This window comes from Albibacterium bauzanense (genome assembly GCF_004339765.1).
Taxonomy (GTDB): domain Bacteria; phylum Bacteroidota; class Bacteroidia; order Sphingobacteriales; family Sphingobacteriaceae; genus Albibacterium; species Albibacterium bauzanense.
On sequence record NZ_SMGO01000002.1, the window covers coordinates 1,117,251 to 1,136,089 of the forward strand.

22 protein-coding genes are annotated in these 18,839 nt (G+C 37.9%); 9 read left to right on the forward strand and 13 right to left on the reverse strand.

The features are described 5' to 3' along the window. Positions 1 to 24 precede the first annotated feature (24 nt). From C8N28_RS10870 to C8N28_RS10880, 3 genes are all read right to left on the reverse strand, one after another. Positions 25 to 420: a hypothetical protein gene (locus tag C8N28_RS10870; protein ID WP_132224710.1), complete on the reverse strand. Its 396-nt coding sequence runs from the start codon at positions 418 to 420 to the stop codon at positions 25 to 27. 226 nt (positions 421 to 646) lie between these two features. Continuing rightward, positions 647 to 1,609: a TIM barrel protein gene (locus C8N28_RS10875; protein WP_132224712.1), complete on the reverse strand. Its 963-nt coding sequence runs from the start codon at positions 1,607 to 1,609 to the stop codon at positions 647 to 649. A gap of 105 nt (positions 1,610 to 1,714) precedes the next feature. After that, complete coding sequence (locus C8N28_RS10880) at positions 1,715 to 2,467, reverse strand: ThuA domain-containing protein (protein ID WP_132224714.1); 753 nt, start codon at positions 2,465 to 2,467, stop codon at positions 1,715 to 1,717. 272 nt (positions 2,468 to 2,739) lie between these two features. Here C8N28_RS10880 and C8N28_RS10885 point away from each other — a divergent pair, with 272 nt between their 5' ends. Further along, complete coding sequence (locus tag C8N28_RS10885) at positions 2,740 to 3,465, forward strand: sulfite exporter TauE/SafE family protein (protein ID WP_221410219.1); 726 nt, start codon at positions 2,740 to 2,742, stop codon at positions 3,463 to 3,465. Positions 3,466 to 3,505: 40 nt separating this feature from the next. Here the strand turns inward: C8N28_RS10885 and C8N28_RS10890 are convergent, their stop codons facing one another. Both C8N28_RS10890 and C8N28_RS10895 read right to left on the reverse strand, forming a co-directional pair. Continuing rightward, entirely contained in the window at positions 3,506 to 4,183 is a 678-nt protein-coding gene (locus C8N28_RS10890) for a TonB-dependent receptor plug domain-containing protein (RefSeq protein WP_132224718.1), read from the reverse strand. 126 nt (positions 4,184 to 4,309) lie between these two features. Continuing rightward, entirely contained in the window at positions 4,310 to 5,152 is an 843-nt protein-coding gene (locus C8N28_RS10895; RefSeq protein ID WP_132224720.1) for an SGNH/GDSL hydrolase family protein, read from the reverse strand. Between the two features lie 234 nt (positions 5,153 to 5,386). On the opposite strand from C8N28_RS10895, the gene C8N28_RS10900 reads away from it, so the two are divergent. The 6 genes from C8N28_RS10900 to C8N28_RS10925 all read left to right on the forward strand — a co-directional run bounded on the left by C8N28_RS10900 (position 5,387) and on the right by C8N28_RS10925 (position 10,121). Further along, positions 5,387 to 5,947: an RNA polymerase sigma factor gene (locus tag C8N28_RS10900; RefSeq protein WP_132224722.1), complete on the forward strand. Its 561-nt coding sequence runs from the start codon at positions 5,387 to 5,389 to the stop codon at positions 5,945 to 5,947. A 17-nt stretch (positions 5,948 to 5,964) separates the two neighbouring features. After that, positions 5,965 to 6,342, forward strand: a complete 378-nt coding sequence (locus tag C8N28_RS10905; protein WP_132224724.1) for a hypothetical protein — start codon at positions 5,965 to 5,967, stop codon at positions 6,340 to 6,342. Beyond that, positions 6,332 to 7,303, forward strand: a complete 972-nt coding sequence (locus tag C8N28_RS10910; protein WP_132224726.1) for a helix-turn-helix domain-containing protein — start codon at positions 6,332 to 6,334, stop codon at positions 7,301 to 7,303. Before C8N28_RS10905 ends, C8N28_RS10910 begins: the two co-directional genes overlap by 11 nt. Before the next feature lie 93 nt (positions 7,304 to 7,396). Further along, a complete protein-coding gene (locus C8N28_RS10915) occupies positions 7,397 to 8,293 on the forward strand; it encodes an SDR family oxidoreductase (protein ID WP_132224728.1) in 897 nt (298 codons plus the stop codon). Positions 8,294 to 8,310: 17 nt separating this feature from the next. Beyond that, positions 8,311 to 9,189: an aldo/keto reductase gene (locus tag C8N28_RS10920; RefSeq protein ID WP_132224730.1), complete on the forward strand. Its 879-nt coding sequence runs from the start codon at positions 8,311 to 8,313 to the stop codon at positions 9,187 to 9,189. A gap of 11 nt (positions 9,190 to 9,200) precedes the next feature. Further along, the gene (locus C8N28_RS10925; RefSeq protein ID WP_132224732.1) at positions 9,201 to 10,121 is read left to right on the forward strand and encodes a helix-turn-helix domain-containing protein; all 921 of its coding nucleotides are present in this window, start codon (positions 9,201 to 9,203) and stop codon (positions 10,119 to 10,121) included. A 157-nt stretch (positions 10,122 to 10,278) separates the two neighbouring features. Here C8N28_RS10925 and C8N28_RS10930 read toward each other — a convergent pair whose 3' ends face one another. Genes C8N28_RS10930 through C8N28_RS10940 form a run of 3 tightly spaced genes read right to left on the reverse strand, consistent with a single transcriptional unit; the run spans position 10,279 to position 14,127 of the window. Beyond that, complete coding sequence (locus C8N28_RS10930; protein ID WP_132224734.1) at positions 10,279 to 11,007, reverse strand: MIP/aquaporin family protein; 729 nt, start codon at positions 11,005 to 11,007, stop codon at positions 10,279 to 10,281. A 29-nt stretch (positions 11,008 to 11,036) separates the two neighbouring features. After that, positions 11,037 to 12,545 (reverse strand): glycerol kinase GlpK, encoded by a 1,509-nt coding sequence (gene glpK / locus C8N28_RS10935; protein ID WP_132224736.1) that lies wholly within the window; start codon positions 12,543 to 12,545, stop codon positions 11,037 to 11,039. Between the two features lie 4 nt (positions 12,546 to 12,549). Continuing rightward, positions 12,550 to 14,127: a glycerol-3-phosphate dehydrogenase/oxidase gene (locus tag C8N28_RS10940; RefSeq protein WP_132224738.1), complete on the reverse strand. Its 1,578-nt coding sequence runs from the start codon at positions 14,125 to 14,127 to the stop codon at positions 12,550 to 12,552. A gap of 91 nt (positions 14,128 to 14,218) precedes the next feature. Between C8N28_RS10940 and C8N28_RS13830 the strand changes: the two genes are divergently transcribed. Both C8N28_RS13830 and C8N28_RS10960 read left to right on the forward strand, forming a co-directional pair. Then, the gene (locus C8N28_RS13830; protein WP_185140140.1) at positions 14,219 to 14,425 is read left to right on the forward strand and encodes a hypothetical protein; all 207 of its coding nucleotides are present in this window, start codon (positions 14,219 to 14,221) and stop codon (positions 14,423 to 14,425) included. Positions 14,426 to 14,922: 497 nt separating this feature from the next. After that, complete coding sequence (locus tag C8N28_RS10960) at positions 14,923 to 15,255, forward strand: YnfA family protein (protein WP_132224740.1); 333 nt, start codon at positions 14,923 to 14,925, stop codon at positions 15,253 to 15,255. Between the two features lie 21 nt (positions 15,256 to 15,276). Here the strand turns inward: C8N28_RS10960 and C8N28_RS10965 are convergent, their stop codons facing one another. From C8N28_RS10965 to C8N28_RS10985, 5 genes are read right to left on the reverse strand one after another with little or no spacing between them, the layout of a single operon-like run. Further along, a complete protein-coding gene (locus C8N28_RS10965; RefSeq protein WP_132224742.1) occupies positions 15,277 to 16,014 on the reverse strand; it encodes a metallophosphoesterase family protein in 738 nt (245 codons plus the stop codon). Positions 16,015 to 16,017: 3 nt separating this feature from the next. Next, positions 16,018 to 16,788, reverse strand: coding sequence for a metallophosphoesterase family protein (locus C8N28_RS10970; RefSeq protein WP_132224744.1), 771 nt, complete (start codon positions 16,786 to 16,788; stop codon positions 16,018 to 16,020). A 31-nt stretch (positions 16,789 to 16,819) separates the two neighbouring features. After that, entirely contained in the window at positions 16,820 to 17,899 is a 1,080-nt protein-coding gene (arsB, locus tag C8N28_RS10975; RefSeq protein WP_132224746.1) for an ACR3 family arsenite efflux transporter, read from the reverse strand. Positions 17,900 to 17,902: 3 nt separating this feature from the next. Beyond that, complete coding sequence (locus tag C8N28_RS10980) at positions 17,903 to 18,376, reverse strand: arsenate reductase ArsC (RefSeq protein WP_246012802.1); 474 nt, start codon at positions 18,374 to 18,376, stop codon at positions 17,903 to 17,905. Then, positions 18,339 to 18,806: a DUF6428 family protein gene (locus C8N28_RS10985; RefSeq protein ID WP_132224753.1), complete on the reverse strand. Its 468-nt coding sequence runs from the start codon at positions 18,804 to 18,806 to the stop codon at positions 18,339 to 18,341. The genes C8N28_RS10980 and C8N28_RS10985 overlap by 38 nt, the downstream gene beginning before the upstream one ends. Between the last annotated feature and the right edge of the window lie 33 nt (positions 18,807 to 18,839).

Sequence of the window (18,839 nt, forward strand, 5' to 3'; positions counted from 1 at the left end):
TTTTTTATTGAATTGTTTATATGTTTATAGTTTAACGCGTTTGCCTTTTGCGGGAAACTGATTCATCATCGACCCTTCTACATTGTCTTGATCTGTTCTTTTTAAATATAGGTCAACATCGGTTTCTGAAGCAAAGAAATAAACTACAATTGCATCTTCAAGCTCATCGACAGCATCAATTTTTGCAACTTCAGATTTAGAGGCAGTATCGGTTATTACACCTACTAATTTTCCATCTTTTCTCTCTAATTTAATGGTAAGATTTACATCTCCAATAGGAACGTCTGCAACTGAAACATTCCATGAGCCTATAAAATAAGTTGATGGAGCTTGTGCATTTGCTTTGATTGAGATTGAAAGGCATAATATGAATGCCACAATTACAAGCCCGAATTTCTTTGTAATGGTTGAGTTTTTCATAATAAATAGGTGTAAGTTAGTATTAATTAATTATTGCGTTTGTTAGACACAATAAAAGTAATCAAAATCTTAATATTTCAAATTTTTATTTAGGTGTAATTTAAGCTATTTAAAGAATTAATTTATTATCTAGTTTTTAGATGGGATAGCAGAAGGAAAGATATTATAACAAAAAAGCCTGTCTGGAATTTCCAAACAGGCTTTTTTGTTATAATATGAATGTTAATTAAACATAGATATTTGCTTTTAACCATTTTACGCTATCTGCTACATCTGTAATAGATTTAGCTCCATCTTGCTCTATAAACGTATGTTGAACGCCTGAAAGTTGAGAATTGGTAAAGATGCGTTTGAAGTCAACTTTTCCTTTTCCAACAGAAGTTGGACGGTTAGAAGTAGGATCAATATCTTTAACGTGCCATAGTGGGAATCGTCCTGGATATTGTTTGAACATTTCTACAGGGTCCATTCCTGCTTGTGTAGCCCAAGCTAAATCGACTTCCATAAATACTTCATCTTTATTAGTTTGCCCTAATACATATTCATAAGCACTTGTACCTTCAATTTCATCAAATTCTGATTGGTGATTATGATAAGCGAATTTCATTCCGCTCTTTCTTGCTGCCTCTCCTGCGTTTGAAAAGATTTCAGTGGTTTTTTTGATTTCATCCATGTTTGATTCCGCAGAACTTGCACAGATAACCCATGAACATCCACCTTCCGCTGCTTCATCAACTATTTGTTGTAGATTATCGCGAAGATTGGTGCGTTGTCCGGCTGCAGCCATTGCAGCAGCAGCTTCAGGGCTAGGAGCGGGACGAGCTGGAGCATTTGCATTAGCTGGTCTGGTGCGAGGTAATCCACCTACGTGGTTACCGATCCATTTCATACCTAAATCGTTTACCATCGCAGCAAATTCTTTAGCTTTATGACCATAGTAAAGTCCGGTTGTACTTCCTGTTGCAGTTTCTAATTCTTTAACACCGATGTCAGCAATTTGCTTTAGTACATCTTTAGTGCTTAAGTCTTTATTGTTAAATAAAACACCTAGCGTATAAGTTTGTAAACCTACGGGTGGATAATTAGCTGCAAGTCCGGTAAATAATGTATTTCCTCGGCTTAATCCTGGTAATATACTGGCAGCAGCTAGTGCACCAGTAGTTTTTAAAAATGATCTTCTGTTGGACATAATTTAATGATTAATTGTTATTTGGTTTTATTGACCTACAATGTTAAATAAAATTATGAAACAATCATTATAATTTATTATAATTTAACAGTCCGTTCAATGGGTTTATTTTCCCATTGCGTATTGAAGTCCAGCCCAAAGATGTCTAAGGAAAAGAGGCTCAGAAAAACTAACATCTGTGTGGCCTCCAGCAGTATAAAATGCTCTTCCGCCATCAAATTCGTGGTACCAGGCCATTGGGTGATTATCGCCATTTGTTCCACCACGGTAAGTTTTTTCGTCAATTTTCAATAAAACGTGGATGTCATTACTTATGTTTTTGAAAGAGTAAAATTCGTCTTCTCTTTCCCATCTTTCTGGTAGAAAGCTGGTAGCCGGATTGTTCTTATCAACAACTACGAAAGTTCCTTTCTGTACGTTATCCGGGCCTGGATGGCCTGCAAACCATGCACCAGCTAATTGACCATACCAAGGCCAGCTGTATTCAGTATCAGTAGCAGCATGGATACCCAAATAACCTCCTCCTGATTGGATATAACGTTCGAAGCTTTTTTGTTGTTCTTCATTTAAAATATTACCAGTAGTATTCAGAAATATTACGGCTTTGTATTGTTTTAGGTTTGCATCAGTAAATTTACTAGCGTCTTCTGTGGTATCGATAGTAACTCCATGTTCTTGACCTAATTTTAATAATGCTACCTGACCTGGCTCAATGGAGCTATGTCTAAATCCTGCGGTTTTACTGAACACTAAAACTTTGGGAGGAGTTTGAGAATTAAAAGATGATAAGGTTACGATTGTTCCAATTAACAGGAAAGAAAGTATCCAGTTTTTTGACATTTTTAAATAGTTTTTCATAGATTAAGATATTAGATTATTTATTTGTGGTTATTGTTTTTATGCTTGAACTGATATGGTAATCGAGATTAAATATGGTATTGGTAACTCAAATATAGAAAACTAAAAATCATTTTAGGATATTTTATTTCGACATTAATACTAAAAAAGTGATTTATGCGAAGATAATGAGTATGCTAATGGAGATACCTTTTGTACAGGATTTTTGTACGTTTGTGTCAGATCTAAATCGAGTAAAACTATAATTATCCATTAAATAATTGACAACCAGCTTGCTATTACTCTATGTTATTGTCGTTGTTTTTATAGCAACTTTAATCCGTTCGGCTTTTGGATTTGGCGAATCGCTGGTTGCAGTTCCATTACTTGCTTTTTACATTCCAATTGAAATTGCAGTTCCTGTTTCAGTGTTGGTTTCTATTACCATTGCAGCTGTTGTGGTAATACAAGATTGGAAGAAAGTTCATATACAGAGTGCCGGAAGCTTGTTTATCTTTACTTTGTTAGGAATACCACTTGGCCTTTTATTATTGGTAACCGCCAATGAAGAGCTTGTAAAAATTGTTTTAGGAGTAGTGATTATTGCATTCTCAGTCTATTCTTTATTTTACCAATCTATAGAGTTAAAATCAAAAAGCTGGTTGTGGCTTTTCTTATGTGGGCTATTTGCCGGAGTATTGGGTGGAGCATATGGCTTAAATGGACCACCTTTGGTAATTTACGGATCTATGCGTCGTTGGACCGCACAACATTTTAGAGCGACTTTACAAGGTTATTTCTTGCCTGCAAGCACCATTGGTATGATTGGCTATTGGCTAAGCGGACTTTGGGTTCCTGCCGTTACTTATTATTATTTATGGAGCCTGCCTTTCTTATTCCCTGCAATTTTCCTGGGTAGAATGATCAACCATCGTTTACATGGAGATACTTTCTTTCGGTATGTTCACTATGGTTTAATAGCTATCGGTATTATACTTTTACTTCAATCCGTAATGTAAGTTGATAATTACGGATTGAAGTATTAATATTTTATGGTAATTATTTTTGTGTCGTAATAACGATTACACCGTTTGCTCCTCGAGTACCATAGATTGAAGTTTCTGCAGCATCTTTTAAGACGGATATCTTACTGATACTATTGGGGTTTAAACTAGATACATCATCCATTGAAATGCCATCTACCACATATAAAGGTTCTGTTGTATTTTCTCCATTTTTACCCGAATTAAATGAACTGACGCCCCGAACCCGAATTCTAAATGTGCCGTTGTCATTAGAAACAATTACTCCCGGAAATCGGCCTTGCAATTGTTCTCTAACATCGGATGATTTTTTCATATCATCTTTTGAAATGGACTTCGATGCACTAAGCGAAGTAGAAGTGTAACCATTAGAAACAGTTGTTTCAGATGGATTAGAACCGTTTAGGAATACTACAAGGTCACTTTTACTATTGAATTTTTTCTGAGTATCCTTATAACCGGGGGTTACGAATACAAGAGTTCCTTTTGATTTAGGAGACTCTATGGAGAAAGTTCCATCAGCAGCAGATCGTGTTTGTAAATCCGTCCCCTTTATTTTGATTAGAACTTCTTTTAAAGGTTCTCCATCCTGGCTAGCTACATTACCTTTTATAACGGCTTGAGCGAATGCCAGGTTGCTTAGGGCTATTAGTCCTGCAATATTCAGAATAATAGCATAGTAGGTCCTTTTCATGATAATTAAGTTTAGAGTGTTTGCTTTGATCTTAATGTAAATATAAACAAAAACAATTATCTCATATAATTTAATTATCTCATTTTAAGTAACTTAATTATTATACAAACGAGCCTGAGAAATATGCTATTTAATAGCAGGTTTTATTACTTTAATGATCTTTTTTGCTATTATTTTGTTTCCTTTATCAGAAGGATGCAATCCATCGTAGGTTGTATTAATCGCTTCAGGCGGATAAGGATATTCGTCAGTTTCAGGATTAAAAGGGATGTCAATAAAATCAGGGTATTTGAAGTTTTTATACTCTCCAGTTTGAGGATCTTTCAGCCTTTTAAAATTAACAATGTTCTTATAATTGAAATCGTTGGAGTTGTAGAGGTCAATCACTTTGTAATTCTCGAAGTTTCCAATTTCAATGACTGCGTTTGCAAATTCGGCCAGGTCTTTTCCATTCTTAGTTTTATAAGATCCGTAGGCATTGTTTTTCATATTATTGTAGTAAACAAAATCCAGTCTCTTCAGTGGAGTAATTAAAATGACCGCGGCCTTTGGGTTTAAGTTTTTTAGTTTGTCAGTAATTATCCTATAAGAACCATATACGGTTGATGTTCCTGTGCTATTTTTATAATCATCCATAGTTCCTAAAGTTTGACTGCCCCACCAGTCATTGGTTCCTAAAAATACGGTATATACATCTGCCGGTTTTAAGTTAAGCTTGTCAATTTCTTTGGCTATACGCACTACTGTCCAGCCATTATGACCTTGATTTTCATATTCTAAGCCTGGTATTTTATCTACAACCAATGACATATAGCCTTGCGTTACTCTGTTGCCGGTTTCATTTAAATGATCATTAAGATAAGTTATTGAATCTCCTATAGCTACCCACGTGGTTTTTGGCGGAAAAGTGAAAGCTGAAATAATGACATATAATGAAATAATTAATAGGGTTTTAAATTTCTGGCTCATAATTTAACGGGTTATTTTAAGAACATTATCAATCTTTAATTGAATATTTATTCTTAAAGATATTATTTATTTTTTTTAGAACCAGAGTGTGTGAATAAATAGAGCGGGGTAACAAGAAAATAGAAAGTTATAAGGTTAAAATATTTTAAATAAAATGAAATTATTCTGAAATATTTTAATCACTCGTCCGTCTATTATGTTAGAGGTTGAAAACAAGCTCAATTTTAAAAATCGATGGCTGATAAAAAGCACAGTATAATCTTAACAATTATAAAATCTTATAGTAAAGGTTTATCGGGCTTTATTCGGAAACGAGTTGATAATGAAGAAGATGCTCAAGATATTTTGCAGGATGTATGGTTTCAGTTAAGTTCTGTTATTAATTCGCAACCGGTTGAACAGGTTGGCGGATGGCTTTATCGGGTAGCAACTAATAAGATTATTGATAAGCGTAGAAAGAAAAGTGAATCATCCTGGATATATAAGGAGGAGGAGCAAGAAGAATCGAGTTTGTATGATCAATTTCTAAAAACGGAGAAAACACCTGAAACAGAATATCAGGATCGCATTCTTTGGCAGGAATTATTTAAGGCTCTTGAAGAGTTGCCAACGGAACAAAGAGATGTTTTTATCTGGCATGAGTTAGACCGTGTATCGTTTGCAGAGATATCGGCAGATACGGGAGAGTCTATCGGGAAATTGATATCACGTAAGCACTATGCTGTTTTGCATCTACGGAAACGTTTAAAAGTATTTTATTCAGAGTTTAAGGAATCACAATTTAAAAGCATATAAATTAATATTAAAATATCATGAACAGGAATTTCAGATTTAGAAAACGATTTATTTTTATCCCTATTTTGGCAATTGCTTTTGTATTTCTAGTAAGCTTTCTGGTCATGCTTCTATGGAATTATACCTTGCCATCTATTTTCGGATTTACAACCATTACCTTGTGGCAAGCAATGGGTTTATTTCTTCTTTGCAAGCTTTTATTTGGTTTTGGAAAAGGCCCAAAACGTGGAGGCCCCCCTTGGAAAAGACGATACATGGATAAAGATCTTTCTGAGCTTACTGAAGCAGAGAAAGAAAAATTTCAACAATATATTGATCAAGAAAGATGCTCCTGGGGCAAACCTACATTTAGATCGGATGAAAATAGACCAAATCAGATGAATCATGAACAATAAAAGAAGCTTAAACGAAGTATTGACATTAACACGTTTCAATGATAAAAAGTTGAAAGTTTGCGACCCTGCTCTAAATAACTTCTCCGTAATAGAAGATCTTTATGTAACTCAAGAGGCTTACTTGAAAAGTGAAACCTGCCCAGAGGCAATGTCCATCTTTATTGTAACCAATGGAAGTGGGAAAATAAACCTTAATTTGGAGGAGGTGGATATTCAAGAAAACAGTTTGGTTCAGCTGGTTACAGGCAATATCAACGAGGTATTTATTGAAAGTCAATCATTATTAATCTCAGGTGTGAGTTTTACAAGAGATTTTATTGAAGAGATGGGAATCATGACCGAGTTTTTGCCAAATATTTTTAGTTTTTTCTCCTCGGGTTCATTTCTTGCATGGAATCTGAAGCCTGAAGATACAAATACGATCAAACATCAAATCCGATTATTAGCAGAGTATGCCAATAATTTTACTACACACCCTTACGGAAAAGAGATTCTTGTCCATACTTTTTATGTCTTTCTTTTTGAGATTGAGGCTCTTCGTATGAAATACTCGGGTTCAACATATTTCCCTTTTTCTCGTCAGGAGATACATGTCCATAAATTTATGAAGCTTGTTCAACAGCAGTTTCGAAAAGTTCGAGCAATTAAAGATTATGCATCACAACTGAATGTATCAGCAAAGCATCTTACCGAAATCGTAAAACAGTTTACTGGGAAAAACGCAAGTGAAATGATAACTGAGCAAGTAATAAAAGAAGCGAAGATTTTATTGAAAGACCCCCAATTGAGTATTGGAGAAATTGCCTATAAACTATATTTCAGTGATCAATCTTTCTTTGGTAAATATTTTAAAAGACAAACAGGGATCTCTCCTAAAACTTACCGCGAATCTGTATTTATAAATCAGCATACAGATCGGAATCTACTTTATGAAGCTAAAAGATTTTCATATGGTGGATAACGCCATTGCTGTTTTTTGGCTACAATAAGCATAGATTTGACTACATCTGCTCTTTTGTTTGTGCGCAACTTTGGATTAACAAAAGAAGAAAAAATGAGAATTATAATTACAGGTTCGTTAGGCCACATCAGCAAACCATTAACACAAGAGTTAATAGAAAAAGGACATTCTGTTACGGTTATCAGCAGTAATCCCGAAAAGAAAACGAACATTGAAGAACTGGGTGCAAAAGCTGCAATCGGTTCTTTAGAAGATGTTTCGTTTCTAACAAAAACTTTTACCGGAGCAGACATTGTTTATCTTATGGAACCTCCTGTGTATTTCTTAAACCCCACAGCAGATCCTGAAAAGCAATGGAGCAACATTGTACAAAGCTATTTACTAGCTATTCAGCAATCGGGCGTAACGAAAGTGGTGCACCTCAGCAGTATTGGTGCTCACACCGACAAAGGCATTGGAATGCTAGAGACTCATCATTATGTAGAAAACATTTTGAAACAATTGCCGAACAATATTTCCATTAAATTTATGCGTCCTGTTGGTTTTTACTATAATATGTTTGCTTTTTTGCCAACTATAAAAGCACAAGGTATAATCGTTCAAAACTATGGAGGCGATGAAAAGGAGCCCTGGGTTTCACCTTTGGATATTGCAGCTGTGATTGCCGAAGAAATTGAGAAACCATTTGATGGCAGGGAAATCCGTTACATAGCAAGTGATGAAGTTTCGCCAAATGAAGTGGCAAAAATTTTGGGGGAGGTTATCGGTAAAGCTGATTTAAAATGGCTTGTTATTTCTGATGAACAATTTAAGGAGGGATTGATATCAGCAGGATTCGGTTTAAAAAGTGCGAAAGGTTTAACAGAAATGAATGCTAGTAGATTTGGCGGTGTGTTATATGAAGACTATTACCGCAATAGACCTGTGTTGGGGAAAGTGAAGCTGAGAGATTTTGGGAAGGACTTTGCAGATGCTTTTTTTAAATCCTAATAAATAAATAGAAAATTATGAATATGCAAGAAATTACAATTGCAGGAGAAAGCAAACATCCGTTGAAAGTAAAACGTTTCGGGTATGGAACTATGCGACTTACCGGTGAAGGTATTTGGGGAGAGCCTGCAAACCGTCCAGAAGCGTTGCAAATTTTAAAGCAATGCATTCAACGTGATGTTAATTTTATAGATACAGCCGATTTTTATGGCGAAGATGTCACTAATCGTTTGATAGCAGAAGCCTTGTATCCTTATCCAGACGGTTTGGTGATATGTACGAAAGTTGGTGGTGCAAGAAAACCCGATAAAAGCTGGGTGCCATTTAATCGCCCGGAAGATTTACGAAACAGTATAGAAAATAATTTGCGTACATTGAAGTCAGATCAGATAACCCTTGTTCATTTCAGGATTATGCCTGAAAGTGATGTGCCTTTTAAAGAATCAATGCAGGCTATGTTTGATATGCAGAAAGAAGGGAAAATATTGCATGTAGGGCTGAGCAATGTTAGTCCTGAAGAATTGGAAACGGCTATGACTATGGGAAATATTGCCACAGTAGAAAATATGTATGGGCATGCGCAGCGCAGTACAATAGACCTATTTGGAGGTGAAACTAGAGGCGGTGAAGAAGTGCTTGCTATGTGTGAGGAACATCAAATACCATTGATTCCTTTCTTTTCTTTATTTCAATCCATGCCGAAAAAGGATAACAGGATTTTAGCCATTGCAAGAAAGTATAACGCTACTAATGCTCAAATAAATTTAGCCTGGCTGCTGCATCGATCTCCCTGGATATTGCCCATACCCGGCACTTCATCTTTAAAGCATTTTGAAGAAAATTTAAAAGCAACTGAAATAGAATTGAACGAAGAAGATATGCTGTTTCTTGAATAAAAAATATACAAATGCCGAATAAACAACCGTATAGGATTGAAACCATCAATGAGTTTCACCAGTTTAGAGGATTACCTAAGCCAGAGCATCCATTAATCAGCGTAATAAATGTTATAGATATTAAACGTTTACACGACAACGAACCAAACAATTTTGTCTATGATTTTTATTTCATTGCGTTGAAAGAAAACTGTAACGTCAAATATAAATACGGGCAACAACAATATGATTTTGATGAAGGTACGATGTTCTTTATATCGCCTAAACAGGTTTTCGGAATTGAACAGGATAAAAGTGAAACCTCTAAAAAATCAGGATTGATGTTGCTTATTCATCCTGATTTTTTATGGAATACATCCTTAGCAAAAAACATAAAGCAATACGAGTATTTTGATTATACGGTACATGAAGCTTTGTTTCTTTCAGAGAAAGAAGAAACAATTATTGCTGATATTATGAAAAACATTCAACAAGAATATCATTCGAACATTGATAAATTCAGTCAGGATATCATCATTGCTCAATTAGAGCTGTTGTTAAATTATGCAGATAGGTTTTATCATCGCCAATTTCTTACAAGGAAAATAACTAACCATCAAATCCTGAATCGTCTGGAAGAAATTCTTTCAAAATATTTTAACGATAATGACTTAATGGAAAAGGGGTTGCCTACCGTCCAACACATTGCTGAAACATTAAACGTATCACCTAATTATTTGAGCGGATTGCTAAAAGTACTGACAGGACAAAGCACGCAGCAACATATTCACAATAAATTGATTGAAAAGGCTAAAGAAAAATTATCAACTACAAATCTATCTATAAGTGAAATAGCATATGAATTAGGCTTTGAACATCCGCAATCGTTCAGCAAATTATTCAAGAACAAAACAGATTTATCACCACTGGAGTTCAGGCAGTCATTTAATTAAACTGCTATTACATTGCAGTGTTTTTTTAGTGTTGTTCGTGCATTAAGTCTGCGCTAAAATGCATGAATTAGCACTGACATAGCGCACTCATACTGCAGTATTAACACAGTTGTGTAAAGCCAGTGTATTCCTAGGTAAAACCAGACTACTAAAATTATTAATTTAAAGCAAGGTACAAGCACGCAGCCAGAAGCGCCCCTATTACAGGACCTAGTATGGGAATCCAAGCATAGGTCCAATCTGTTTTTCCTTTATTTGGAATCGGCAATAGGGAATGAATAATTCTTGGTCCTAAGTCCCGAACCGGATTGATAGCATATCCTGTTACTCCACCTAATGAAAGACCAATTACCCAAACTAAGAATGCTACAGGAATAGCTCCAATAGATCCTAAACCGATGGGCGTATCATCAGAAGAGATGTAGCCCTCTGTGAAATGAAAGATAACGAAAATTAAAACAAAAGTGCCAATAAGTTCGGAAATCAGATTTGTAGAAAAGTTGCGAATGGCAGGACTGGTATAAAATGTAGCAGATACTAAGCCCGAGTCTTTTGTTGCTTTATAATGGTCCTTATATATGAGCCATACCAGGCATGCGCCCAACATCGCCCCCAGGAGTTGGGCCAAAATATATGCAGGCACACTTTCCCAAGGGAAAGCTCCACCCATGGCCAAGCCAATACTAACTGCCGGGTTTAAATGTGCTCCACTAATTGGTCCGGCAATCACCACACCGGTAAATACAGCCAATGCCCAACCGGTAGTAATAACAATCCAGCCTCCACCATTACCCTTTGTGCCTGTTAAAACTACATTTGCTACCACACCGTTCCCTAATAAAATCAATGTCATTGTTCCAAGAAGTTCTGCTATAAAAGGAGTCATTGCCAAATTTATTAAATGGTTTAAAATAATTAGTTCTTAGTGGTATTGGATTCACTTTCCGCCCAAAACAGCGCAGCAGCTATTGCAGCATTCCATTTTCCTATGAGCTCCTTGGTATTGTTTTCTTGTGGTGAAAAAACCCTGTCGGTCTGCCATTGTTTTTTAATTTCGTCCAGATTTTCCCAAAAACCGACTGCAAGCCCGGCGAGATAAGCGGCGCCAATAGCAGTAGTTTCAGTAATTTCTGGCCGTATGACCTTAGCATTCATGATGTCTGCCTGAAATTGCAAAAGAAGATTATTCCGGGTGGCTCCTCCATCTACGCGAAGCTCTTTTATTTCTAAATTTGCATCCGTACGCATAGCTGTCAATACATCCATTGTTTGAAAGGCAATGCTTTCGAGTGCAGCTCGAGCAATATGACTATCATTTGTTCCTCTGGTGATTCCAAATATCGTACCGCGTGCATGTTGATTCCAATAAGGAGCTCCTAAGCCTGTAAATGCTGGCACAATATAAACACCACCATTATCTGGAACCATAGCTGCCAAAGCTTCTATCTCTTCAGAATTTTTTATCAGTTTCAGCTCATCGCGCAGCCATTGAACAATGGCACCGGCAATGAAAATACTTCCCTCAAAGGCATAGACTGTCTGGTCGCCAATCTTCCATGCAATGGTAGTTACTAAATTGTTCTTTGATAATATGGGTTGGTTTCCAATGTTCATGAGCATAAAACAGCCCGTTCCATAGGTGTTCTTAACCATTCCTTTTTCGGTACATAATTGCCCAAAAAGAGCTGCTTGTTGATCTCCTGCAATGCCAGCAATGGCTACTTTTCTGCCCAATAAATTCCCCGCGGTATGTGCATACACCTCACTTGAACTTTTTACAACAGGAAGCATGCTTTCTGGGATATCAAATAAGGTTAACAATTCGGTATCCCATTTCAATTCATTGATATTATACAATAGCGTTCGGGAAGCATTACTTACATCTGTTACATGGACTTCACCGTCTGTTAAATTCCAAATGAGCCAAGAATCTACGGTTCCAAAAGCAAGTTTTCCTTCCATGGCTAGTTCACGCGCATCTTGGACATGATCTAAGATCCAGCGGATCTTAGTGGCAGAAAAGTAAGAATCAATGATGAGCCCGGTTTTCTCTTTAATTAATTGAGATAAGTTTCGTTTCTTCAATTCATCGCAATATGCAGCTGTTCGTCTATCTTGCCAAACAATGGCATTGTAGATGGGTTTGCCGGTTTCTCGGTTCCAAACGATGGTTGTTTCGCGCTGATTGGTAATGCCAATAGCTGCGATTTGAGTTGTATTGAAATGCCCCTTTGAAACTGCTTCAGTAATAACTGATGCTTGGCTCGACCAGATTTCCATTGCATCGTGCTCCACCCATCCAGGTTCGGGATAATGTTGTTGAAACTCTTTCTGCGCAAGCGATACAATCTTACCCGCATGGTCAAATAGGATGGCTCTGGAGCTCGTCGTACCTTGATCTAAAGTCAGTATATAGTTTTCCATATGGTTAGTGTAAGGTATATTTTTTCGTCAATTTTACAAAATTATTCACCTGCTGCTGTTTCCATTCAGCTGACTTCCCTAATTCTTCTCCTAAAACTTCTGCAGTCATTTTTGCAGCACTTGCAGCCTCTTTAGCATCCAGAAAAAGTAACCTCATTCGTCGTGCTAATACATCCTCTACGGTTTGTGCCATCTCATGACGTGCCGCCCATATCACTTCAGAAAGTGTATAAGGTTCACCTTTAAGTAAGGGTTTACTTAATTGTGGGTTTTCCTTTTCCAATTGTTCAATATGAATTGAATCAGCGCCATAAATTCCGCGGTAGGTATCCTGCTTTATCGCATTATATCCATGAATTCTCAAACCCTTTGTCTGACATGCCTTTGAAGGTAATTTTCCTATACTAATTGCCTTATTTATGGTATCTTCTCCCATCTTTCGATAGGTAGTCCATTTTCCACCTGTGATGGTTATTAATTTGGAATTCTCAACAATGAGCTTATGACTTCTTGATATTTCTTTTGTGGTGTTTGTATCTTTATCAGGAACAGCCAATGGTCTTAATCCTGCAAAAACCGAAAGCACGTCTGACCGTTGCGGCTTACTGGTTAAATATTGATCAGCTGTTTTTAATATAAAGGTAATTTCTTCTTCTAAGGGTGTAGGTTCCAAACTATGCTGATTCAATGGGGTATCGGTTGTGCCTAGAATAATATGATTGTGCCATGGAACAGCAAACAAGACCCTTCCATCCGAGGTTTTTGGGATCATCATGGCTTTTCCTCCTCTAAGAAAAGATTTGTTTAGAACTATATGAGTGCCCTGGCTAGGTCTAACTAATGGTTTCCGATTTGGAATATCCATTTGCAGGATCTCATCCACAAATACGCCTGTCGCATTGATGACAATTTTAGAGTGGATGGTATATTCTTCTTTAGTTTCTTCATCTACTGCCTTTACCCCACAAATAAGTCCCTGTTTATCTTTAAGCAGACCAATTACTTTCACATAATTAATCAATGTTCCTCCTTGCTCAGCACAGGTTTGTGCCAGATTAATGGCGAGTCGTGAATCATCAAACTGCCCATCAAAATATCCCACGCCTCCCGTCAGTCCCATGTGTTCTACTTGAGGCATTTCCGATAGTAACTCCTTTTTGGAAAGTAGGGTCGATTTTCCAAAACTGTACTTACCTGCTAATAAGTCGTATATTTTTAAGCCGATTAGGTACTTTGCCTTTGAAAAGAAATCGTAACATGGAATGATAAATTTTTGCTTTTTAACCAAATGGGGAGCATTATTAAAAAGCAACCCCCTTTCCTTAAGTGCTTCTCTTACTAAACTTATATTGCCTTGGGCAAGGTAACGTACACCTCCATGAACAAGCTTTGTGCTTCTGCTTGAGGTGCCTTTAGAAAAGTCGGCTTGTTCTAAAAGCAAGGTTTTATAACCTCTTGAAGCGGCATCAACAGCCGCACCTAGTCCCGTAGCTCCACCACCAATAATTAGAATATCCCAGTTCGAACCCTCATTTAGCTTAGCAATAGAGCTAGCCCTGTTAAATTGTTGCTTACTGGTCATATTCAATATTTGAAATGAATTAAATGTATTTGAATTATTTTTTCAATTGAGGTTTCCTTTAACAATAATATGAAAGAATTATTAAAAAAGTATGATTGAGGAGAATGATTCGGTGGTTATAGCATCAGAAACTACAGTCTTAAACTTTGCGAGACACATTAAAGTCAAAGGAACATTGACTGTTATTACATCGGCTTTGCAGGTTACTGCCCATTTACATAACCCGCTTCGAATGCTTTTGGCCATTGAATATCTGTATGCATGGTTGAAAGGGCGGTATCAATGTCTCTTGCGTTGAAGGCGAGAGACGCTTTTTTGATTAAGTCTTGAATTTGCCTTTAATTGAGATGTATTGCTTTGCAATGTAGCAGATTTTTAGGGTTTATACAGAAACTCTGAAGTTTTAATATGAACTAATAAAAGTAGAAAACCCTGTAAATCAGACTATTTACAGGGTTTCGGACTAGCGTGAACTAGTATTTTGTGCGCCCACCTGGGCTCGAACCAGGGACCAAAAGATTATGAGTCTTCTAGTCTGACCGTCCTATATGGGACAAAAATCTTCGTTTCTGACTTACAGAGGCAAATATAATCAATTTTTTGAAACCACGAAATTTTGCTCCGTTACGTATTTGTTACGGTTTTTTCAGGTTTAATGGATTCTGCGTAAAATGAACAACGCATGTCAAGTTTTACTCCTGTGTAAGTAAGCTAACCCAGCTCTAAAAAAATCAACGGCTGAAATCGTCGATTTTTTTTGTTCCCCGACCTGTACCTAATGAATATATTTGACCCATGGAGATTATAAAATCATTATCAATATTTATTTTGGCTGGCCTTTGTGAAATTGGCGGTGGCTACTTGATCTGGCTTTGGCTCAAAGAAGGTAAGCCACTATGGTACGGTATTATTGGAGCAATAATCCTAATCGCCTACGGCATTGTGGCCACCTGGCAGACGGCAAACTTTGGCAGGGTGTATGCGACTTATGGAGGGGTATTTATTGTTCTAGCTTTACTGTGGGCTTGGAAAGTTGATGGATTTAAACCGGATAAATGGGATATTATTGGAGCTACAATAGCACTAATCGGGGCATGCATTATCATCTACATGCCCCGAAATTCCTGAACAGCATTGCTTTTGTTGGCTTTATTTGGCAAGGCGCAATGCGTCTGCAAATTCTTTTGGAAGTAGACTGTTTTCAATTGCAGCAGCCGAGGCCTCCACGTCATATTTCACTCTAATGAAATCGACTGTTACCCCATCAGCAATCGACGTTGAACTATTTTCATGTACAGTTAACATAACATAGCAGCCCCTTGGATCTCCATCTTTAGGCTTTCCGACTGAACCCAAGTTGACCACATGTTTGAATTCGCCATTCGATGCTTTTAAAATCCTATGATACGATTTATGGGAGTGGCCAACAAAAAGAAGATCTGCATCAGCTTCTTTTAATAGTTCTAAAACATAACTTTCATCTGTATCAACAAGTACATACTCGTCGATACTTCTGGTACTGCCATGAGCAAATACAAGATTCAGTTTTTCACCGTTAATTTTATACTCCAATCTAATGTGTGCCGGAAGAGTTCTTAAGTATTTCCTGTTATCCTCACGGATCAGATGATAAGCATATTTTTTGCCCGGTTCAGGTAAACTCTCAGGTATTGTGGTGATGTTTTCTACCTTTTCATCATGGTTGCCTTTAAGGGTTGCAATACCACGTTTTCGGATTTCATCGATGACTTCATTTGGGTAAATATGGTAACCCACCAAATCCCCGAGGCAATAAACTGCATCCGGTTTTTGGCTATCCATATCCTTCAGCATAGCTTCAAAAGCGGGCAAGTTGGCGTGTATGTCTGAAAAAAGTGCGATCCTCATAGCTTATCCGTGACGTAACATGTCTGCATATTCATTAGGCAGTGGGCTGTCCTCAACCGCTTTTACCGCTTTTTCTATATCGTATTCAAAGCGAATAAATTCAACTTTGATGCTGTCCTTATCAATAATCGTGCTGTCAGGGTTAATGGTTAGGATCACATACCCACCCCGTGGGTCTTTGTCCTTTGGTTTACCGACAGAACCGATATTTATAGCATGTCTGAAATGATCATTTCCGTCGGTACCTGAATTTAAAATGCGGTGATAAGGCTGGTGGGTATGTCCAAAGCACATGATATCGGCATCGGCCTGTTCCATAATCCTCAGCATGCTTTTTTCATCACGGTCTTCAAAAAGGTATTCGTTCACCTTTCTTGGGCTGCCATGCACAAAAAGGATATTTCGTTTGTCATGGTTCAGCTGGTATTCCAGCCTGATGTGAGCTGGCAGGGTTCTTAGGTAAGCACGCTGTTCATCTTTTACCACTTCATTGGTGTAGGATATAGAAACTTTGCCCATTGCTTTCTCTTCGTCGGTTTTATAGGCGCACCCGCAGTCATCACTTGAACGGCCAATGCCCCAATCGTAGTTTCCCGCAATGGTTGGGATACCTCGTTTTCGGATCTCATCTATCACCTCATTAGGCCAAATGTTATAGCCTACTAGGTCGCCAAGGCAATATATAGCATCCGTATTTCTTGTTTCAACGTCTTTAAAGAATGCCTCCAGTGCCGGAAGATTGGCATGGATATCAGAGAATAAAGCAATTTTCATAAAGTAAAGTATGGTATGTTTTGTTGGTTTATTAATTGGTAATTTCCGCGGTATTGTAGTATTTTTTCCGGAACCAGAAGGCTAAGTTCACCAGGGCGATCAGTGCAGGAACTTCAACCAAAGGGCCTATTACACCTGCAAAAGCCTGTCCCGAATTAATCCCGAATACACCGATGGCAACTGCAATGGCCAGTTCAAAATTGTTTCCAGTAGCGGTAAAGGCAATGGAAGTACTTCTGGAATAATCTGCCCCGAAGTACTTGCCCGCAAAAAAGCTGATCACAAACATAATCGAGAAATAGATGACCAGCGGTATGGCAATCCGCACAACATCCATTGGAATCTGTAAGATCAGGTTACCTTTCAAGCTGAACATAACAACAATGGTAAAGAGCAAAGCAACTAAAGTGATCGGTGATATCAGCGGTACGAACCTGTGCTGGAACCAGTCTTCGCCTTTCAGTTTAATCAGTGCATACCTGCTGATGATACCCATTGCAAAAGGCAATCCTAGATAGATGCCTACCGATTTAGCGATCTCGCCAATAGTGATGTTTACTTCAAGACTTTTCAGTCCGAAGTAAGGTGGAAGCACGGTAATAAAAACGTAAGCAAATACGCTGTATAGCAACACCTGAAAGATACTGTTCAAGGCGATCAGGCCAGCTGCATATTCCCGGTTTCCTTCAGCCAGCTCGTTCCATACCACCACCATTGCAATACAGCGTGCAAGGCCGATGAGAATCAGACCAACCATATATTCAGGATAGTCCCTTAGAAATGTGATTGCAAGGAAAAACATTAACAGCGGGCCAATCACCCAGTTCAATACCAGGGAAACGCTCAATACCTTGGTGTCCTTAAATACTTCACCCATCTTTTCATATTTCACTTTAGCAAGTGGCGGGTACATCATCAGGATCAAGCCGATGGCCAAGGGTATGTTGGTCGTGCCGCTTGAAAAGGAATTGATAAAGCCGGAGGATGACGGGATAAAGTAGCCAACACCAACACCGATGGCCATGGCTATAAAAATCCATAGGGTTAGGTAACGGTCAAGAAAGCCCAGTTTTTTTCGCTCTGCTACGGGGGCACAATTGTTTGCACTCATTGTTTATTTGTTTATATATTGACTTACAAAATCTGCTGAAAAGGCTTTGATCAGCTCGCGCACTCTTCTAAACTCATCCATTACCTGCTCTGGTGTGCCAGTAGCTTTTGCAGGATCAGGGAAATTCTGGTGAAAGCGGTCTACTTTCCCTGTATAGAACGGGCAGGCTTCATTGGCATTATCGCAAACGGTGATCACCGAATCAAAATGTATTCCTGCATATTCATCCACATTGTTAGAGGTATGGTGGGAAATGTCAATATGGTCTTCCGCCATAACCTGTATGGCTTTTGGATTAACACCATGTGTTTCAATTCCGGCACTATAGATTTCAGCCTGGTCTCCGGCAAAATGCCTTAAATAACCTTCTGCAAGTTGGCTTCTGCAACTGTTTCCCGTGCAAAGCACCAAGATTTTCTTAGTTTCCTTACTCATCATATTAGCAACAGCCTCCGCCTGGAGTACAGCTTGAACCATTAACCAGATTTACCATTTCAACCTTTTGTTTCTCTTGTGGAACACCACATTTATCCATCGCCAAACAAGCCGTCGTTTTTGCGATCAAAATGAAGTTCTCTCCATCATATCCTAAGTCATATTTACCAATGGTTTCCGCCTGGTACTCTACTTCAATCTCCGAATCTTCCATTCCCAGCACTTTTTCTGAGAGAGAAATGATATTGAGGAGTTTTCCAGCTTTTAAGCGGTGCTCATAATCGTTGGCATCCCACAACTGGAAATTGGCCACTTTTTCATGGCGAACCGTTCCGCCGCAGTCTATAAAATCCTTTGTGATGATGCCCACCTCTGTTACATGAAAATGCTCAGGTACAGCATTGCCATTTTCCAGTTTAAAATTTACGCTTTCGGCCGTAGCCAGGATTTCTTTTATTTCTGATAGTCTCATAATGATATATTTAAAGTATTATTGCAATTTAAC

Bases quoted from the DNA above. Each gene is read 5' to 3' on its own strand.
- C8N28_RS10870 (WP_132224710.1), bottom strand. From the start codon at position 420: ATGAAAAACTCAACCATTACAAAGAAATTCGGGCTTGTAATTGTGGCA.
- C8N28_RS10875 (WP_132224712.1), bottom strand. From the start codon at position 1,609: ATGTCCAACAGAAGATCATTTTTAAAAACTACTGGTGCACTAGCTGCT.
- C8N28_RS10880 (WP_132224714.1), bottom strand. From the start codon at position 2,467: ATGAAAAACTATTTAAAAATGTCAAAAAACTGGATACTTTCTTTCCTG.
- C8N28_RS10890 (WP_132224718.1), bottom strand. From the start codon at position 4,183: ATGAAAAGGACCTACTATGCTATTATTCTGAATATTGCAGGACTAATA.
- C8N28_RS10895 (WP_132224720.1), bottom strand. From the start codon at position 5,152: ATGAGCCAGAAATTTAAAACCCTATTAATTATTTCATTATATGTCATT.
- C8N28_RS10900 (WP_132224722.1), top strand. From the start codon at position 5,387: ATGGCTGATAAAAAGCACAGTATAATCTTAACAATTATAAAATCTTAT.
- C8N28_RS10905 (WP_132224724.1), top strand. From the start codon at position 5,965: ATGAACAGGAATTTCAGATTTAGAAAACGATTTATTTTTATCCCTATT.
- C8N28_RS10910 (WP_132224726.1), top strand. From the start codon at position 6,332: ATGAACAATAAAAGAAGCTTAAACGAAGTATTGACATTAACACGTTTC.
- C8N28_RS10915 (WP_132224728.1), top strand. From the start codon at position 7,397: ATGAGAATTATAATTACAGGTTCGTTAGGCCACATCAGCAAACCATTA.
- C8N28_RS10920 (WP_132224730.1), top strand. From the start codon at position 8,311: ATGAATATGCAAGAAATTACAATTGCAGGAGAAAGCAAACATCCGTTG.
- C8N28_RS10925 (WP_132224732.1), top strand. From the start codon at position 9,201: ATGCCGAATAAACAACCGTATAGGATTGAAACCATCAATGAGTTTCAC.
- C8N28_RS10930 (WP_132224734.1), bottom strand. From the start codon at position 11,007: ATGACTCCTTTTATAGCAGAACTTCTTGGAACAATGACATTGATTTTA.
- glpK (WP_132224736.1), bottom strand. From the start codon at position 12,545: ATGGAAAACTATATACTGACTTTAGATCAAGGTACGACGAGCTCCAGA.
- C8N28_RS10940 (WP_132224738.1), bottom strand. From the start codon at position 14,127: ATGACCAGTAAGCAACAATTTAACAGGGCTAGCTCTATTGCTAAGCTA.
- C8N28_RS13830 (WP_185140140.1), top strand. From the start codon at position 14,219: ATGATTGAGGAGAATGATTCGGTGGTTATAGCATCAGAAACTACAGTC.
- C8N28_RS10960 (WP_132224740.1), top strand. From the start codon at position 14,923: ATGGAGATTATAAAATCATTATCAATATTTATTTTGGCTGGCCTTTGT.
- C8N28_RS10965 (WP_132224742.1), bottom strand. From the start codon at position 16,014: ATGAGGATCGCACTTTTTTCAGACATACACGCCAACTTGCCCGCTTTT.
- C8N28_RS10970 (WP_132224744.1), bottom strand. From the start codon at position 16,788: ATGAAAATTGCTTTATTCTCTGATATCCATGCCAATCTTCCGGCACTG.
- arsB (WP_132224746.1), bottom strand. From the start codon at position 17,899: ATGAGTGCAAACAATTGTGCCCCCGTAGCAGAGCGAAAAAAACTGGGC.
- C8N28_RS10980 (WP_246012802.1), bottom strand. From the start codon at position 18,376: ATGGTTCAAGCTGTACTCCAGGCGGAGGCTGTTGCTAATATGATGAGT.
- C8N28_RS10985 (WP_132224753.1), bottom strand. From the start codon at position 18,806: ATGAGACTATCAGAAATAAAAGAAATCCTGGCTACGGCCGAAAGCGTA.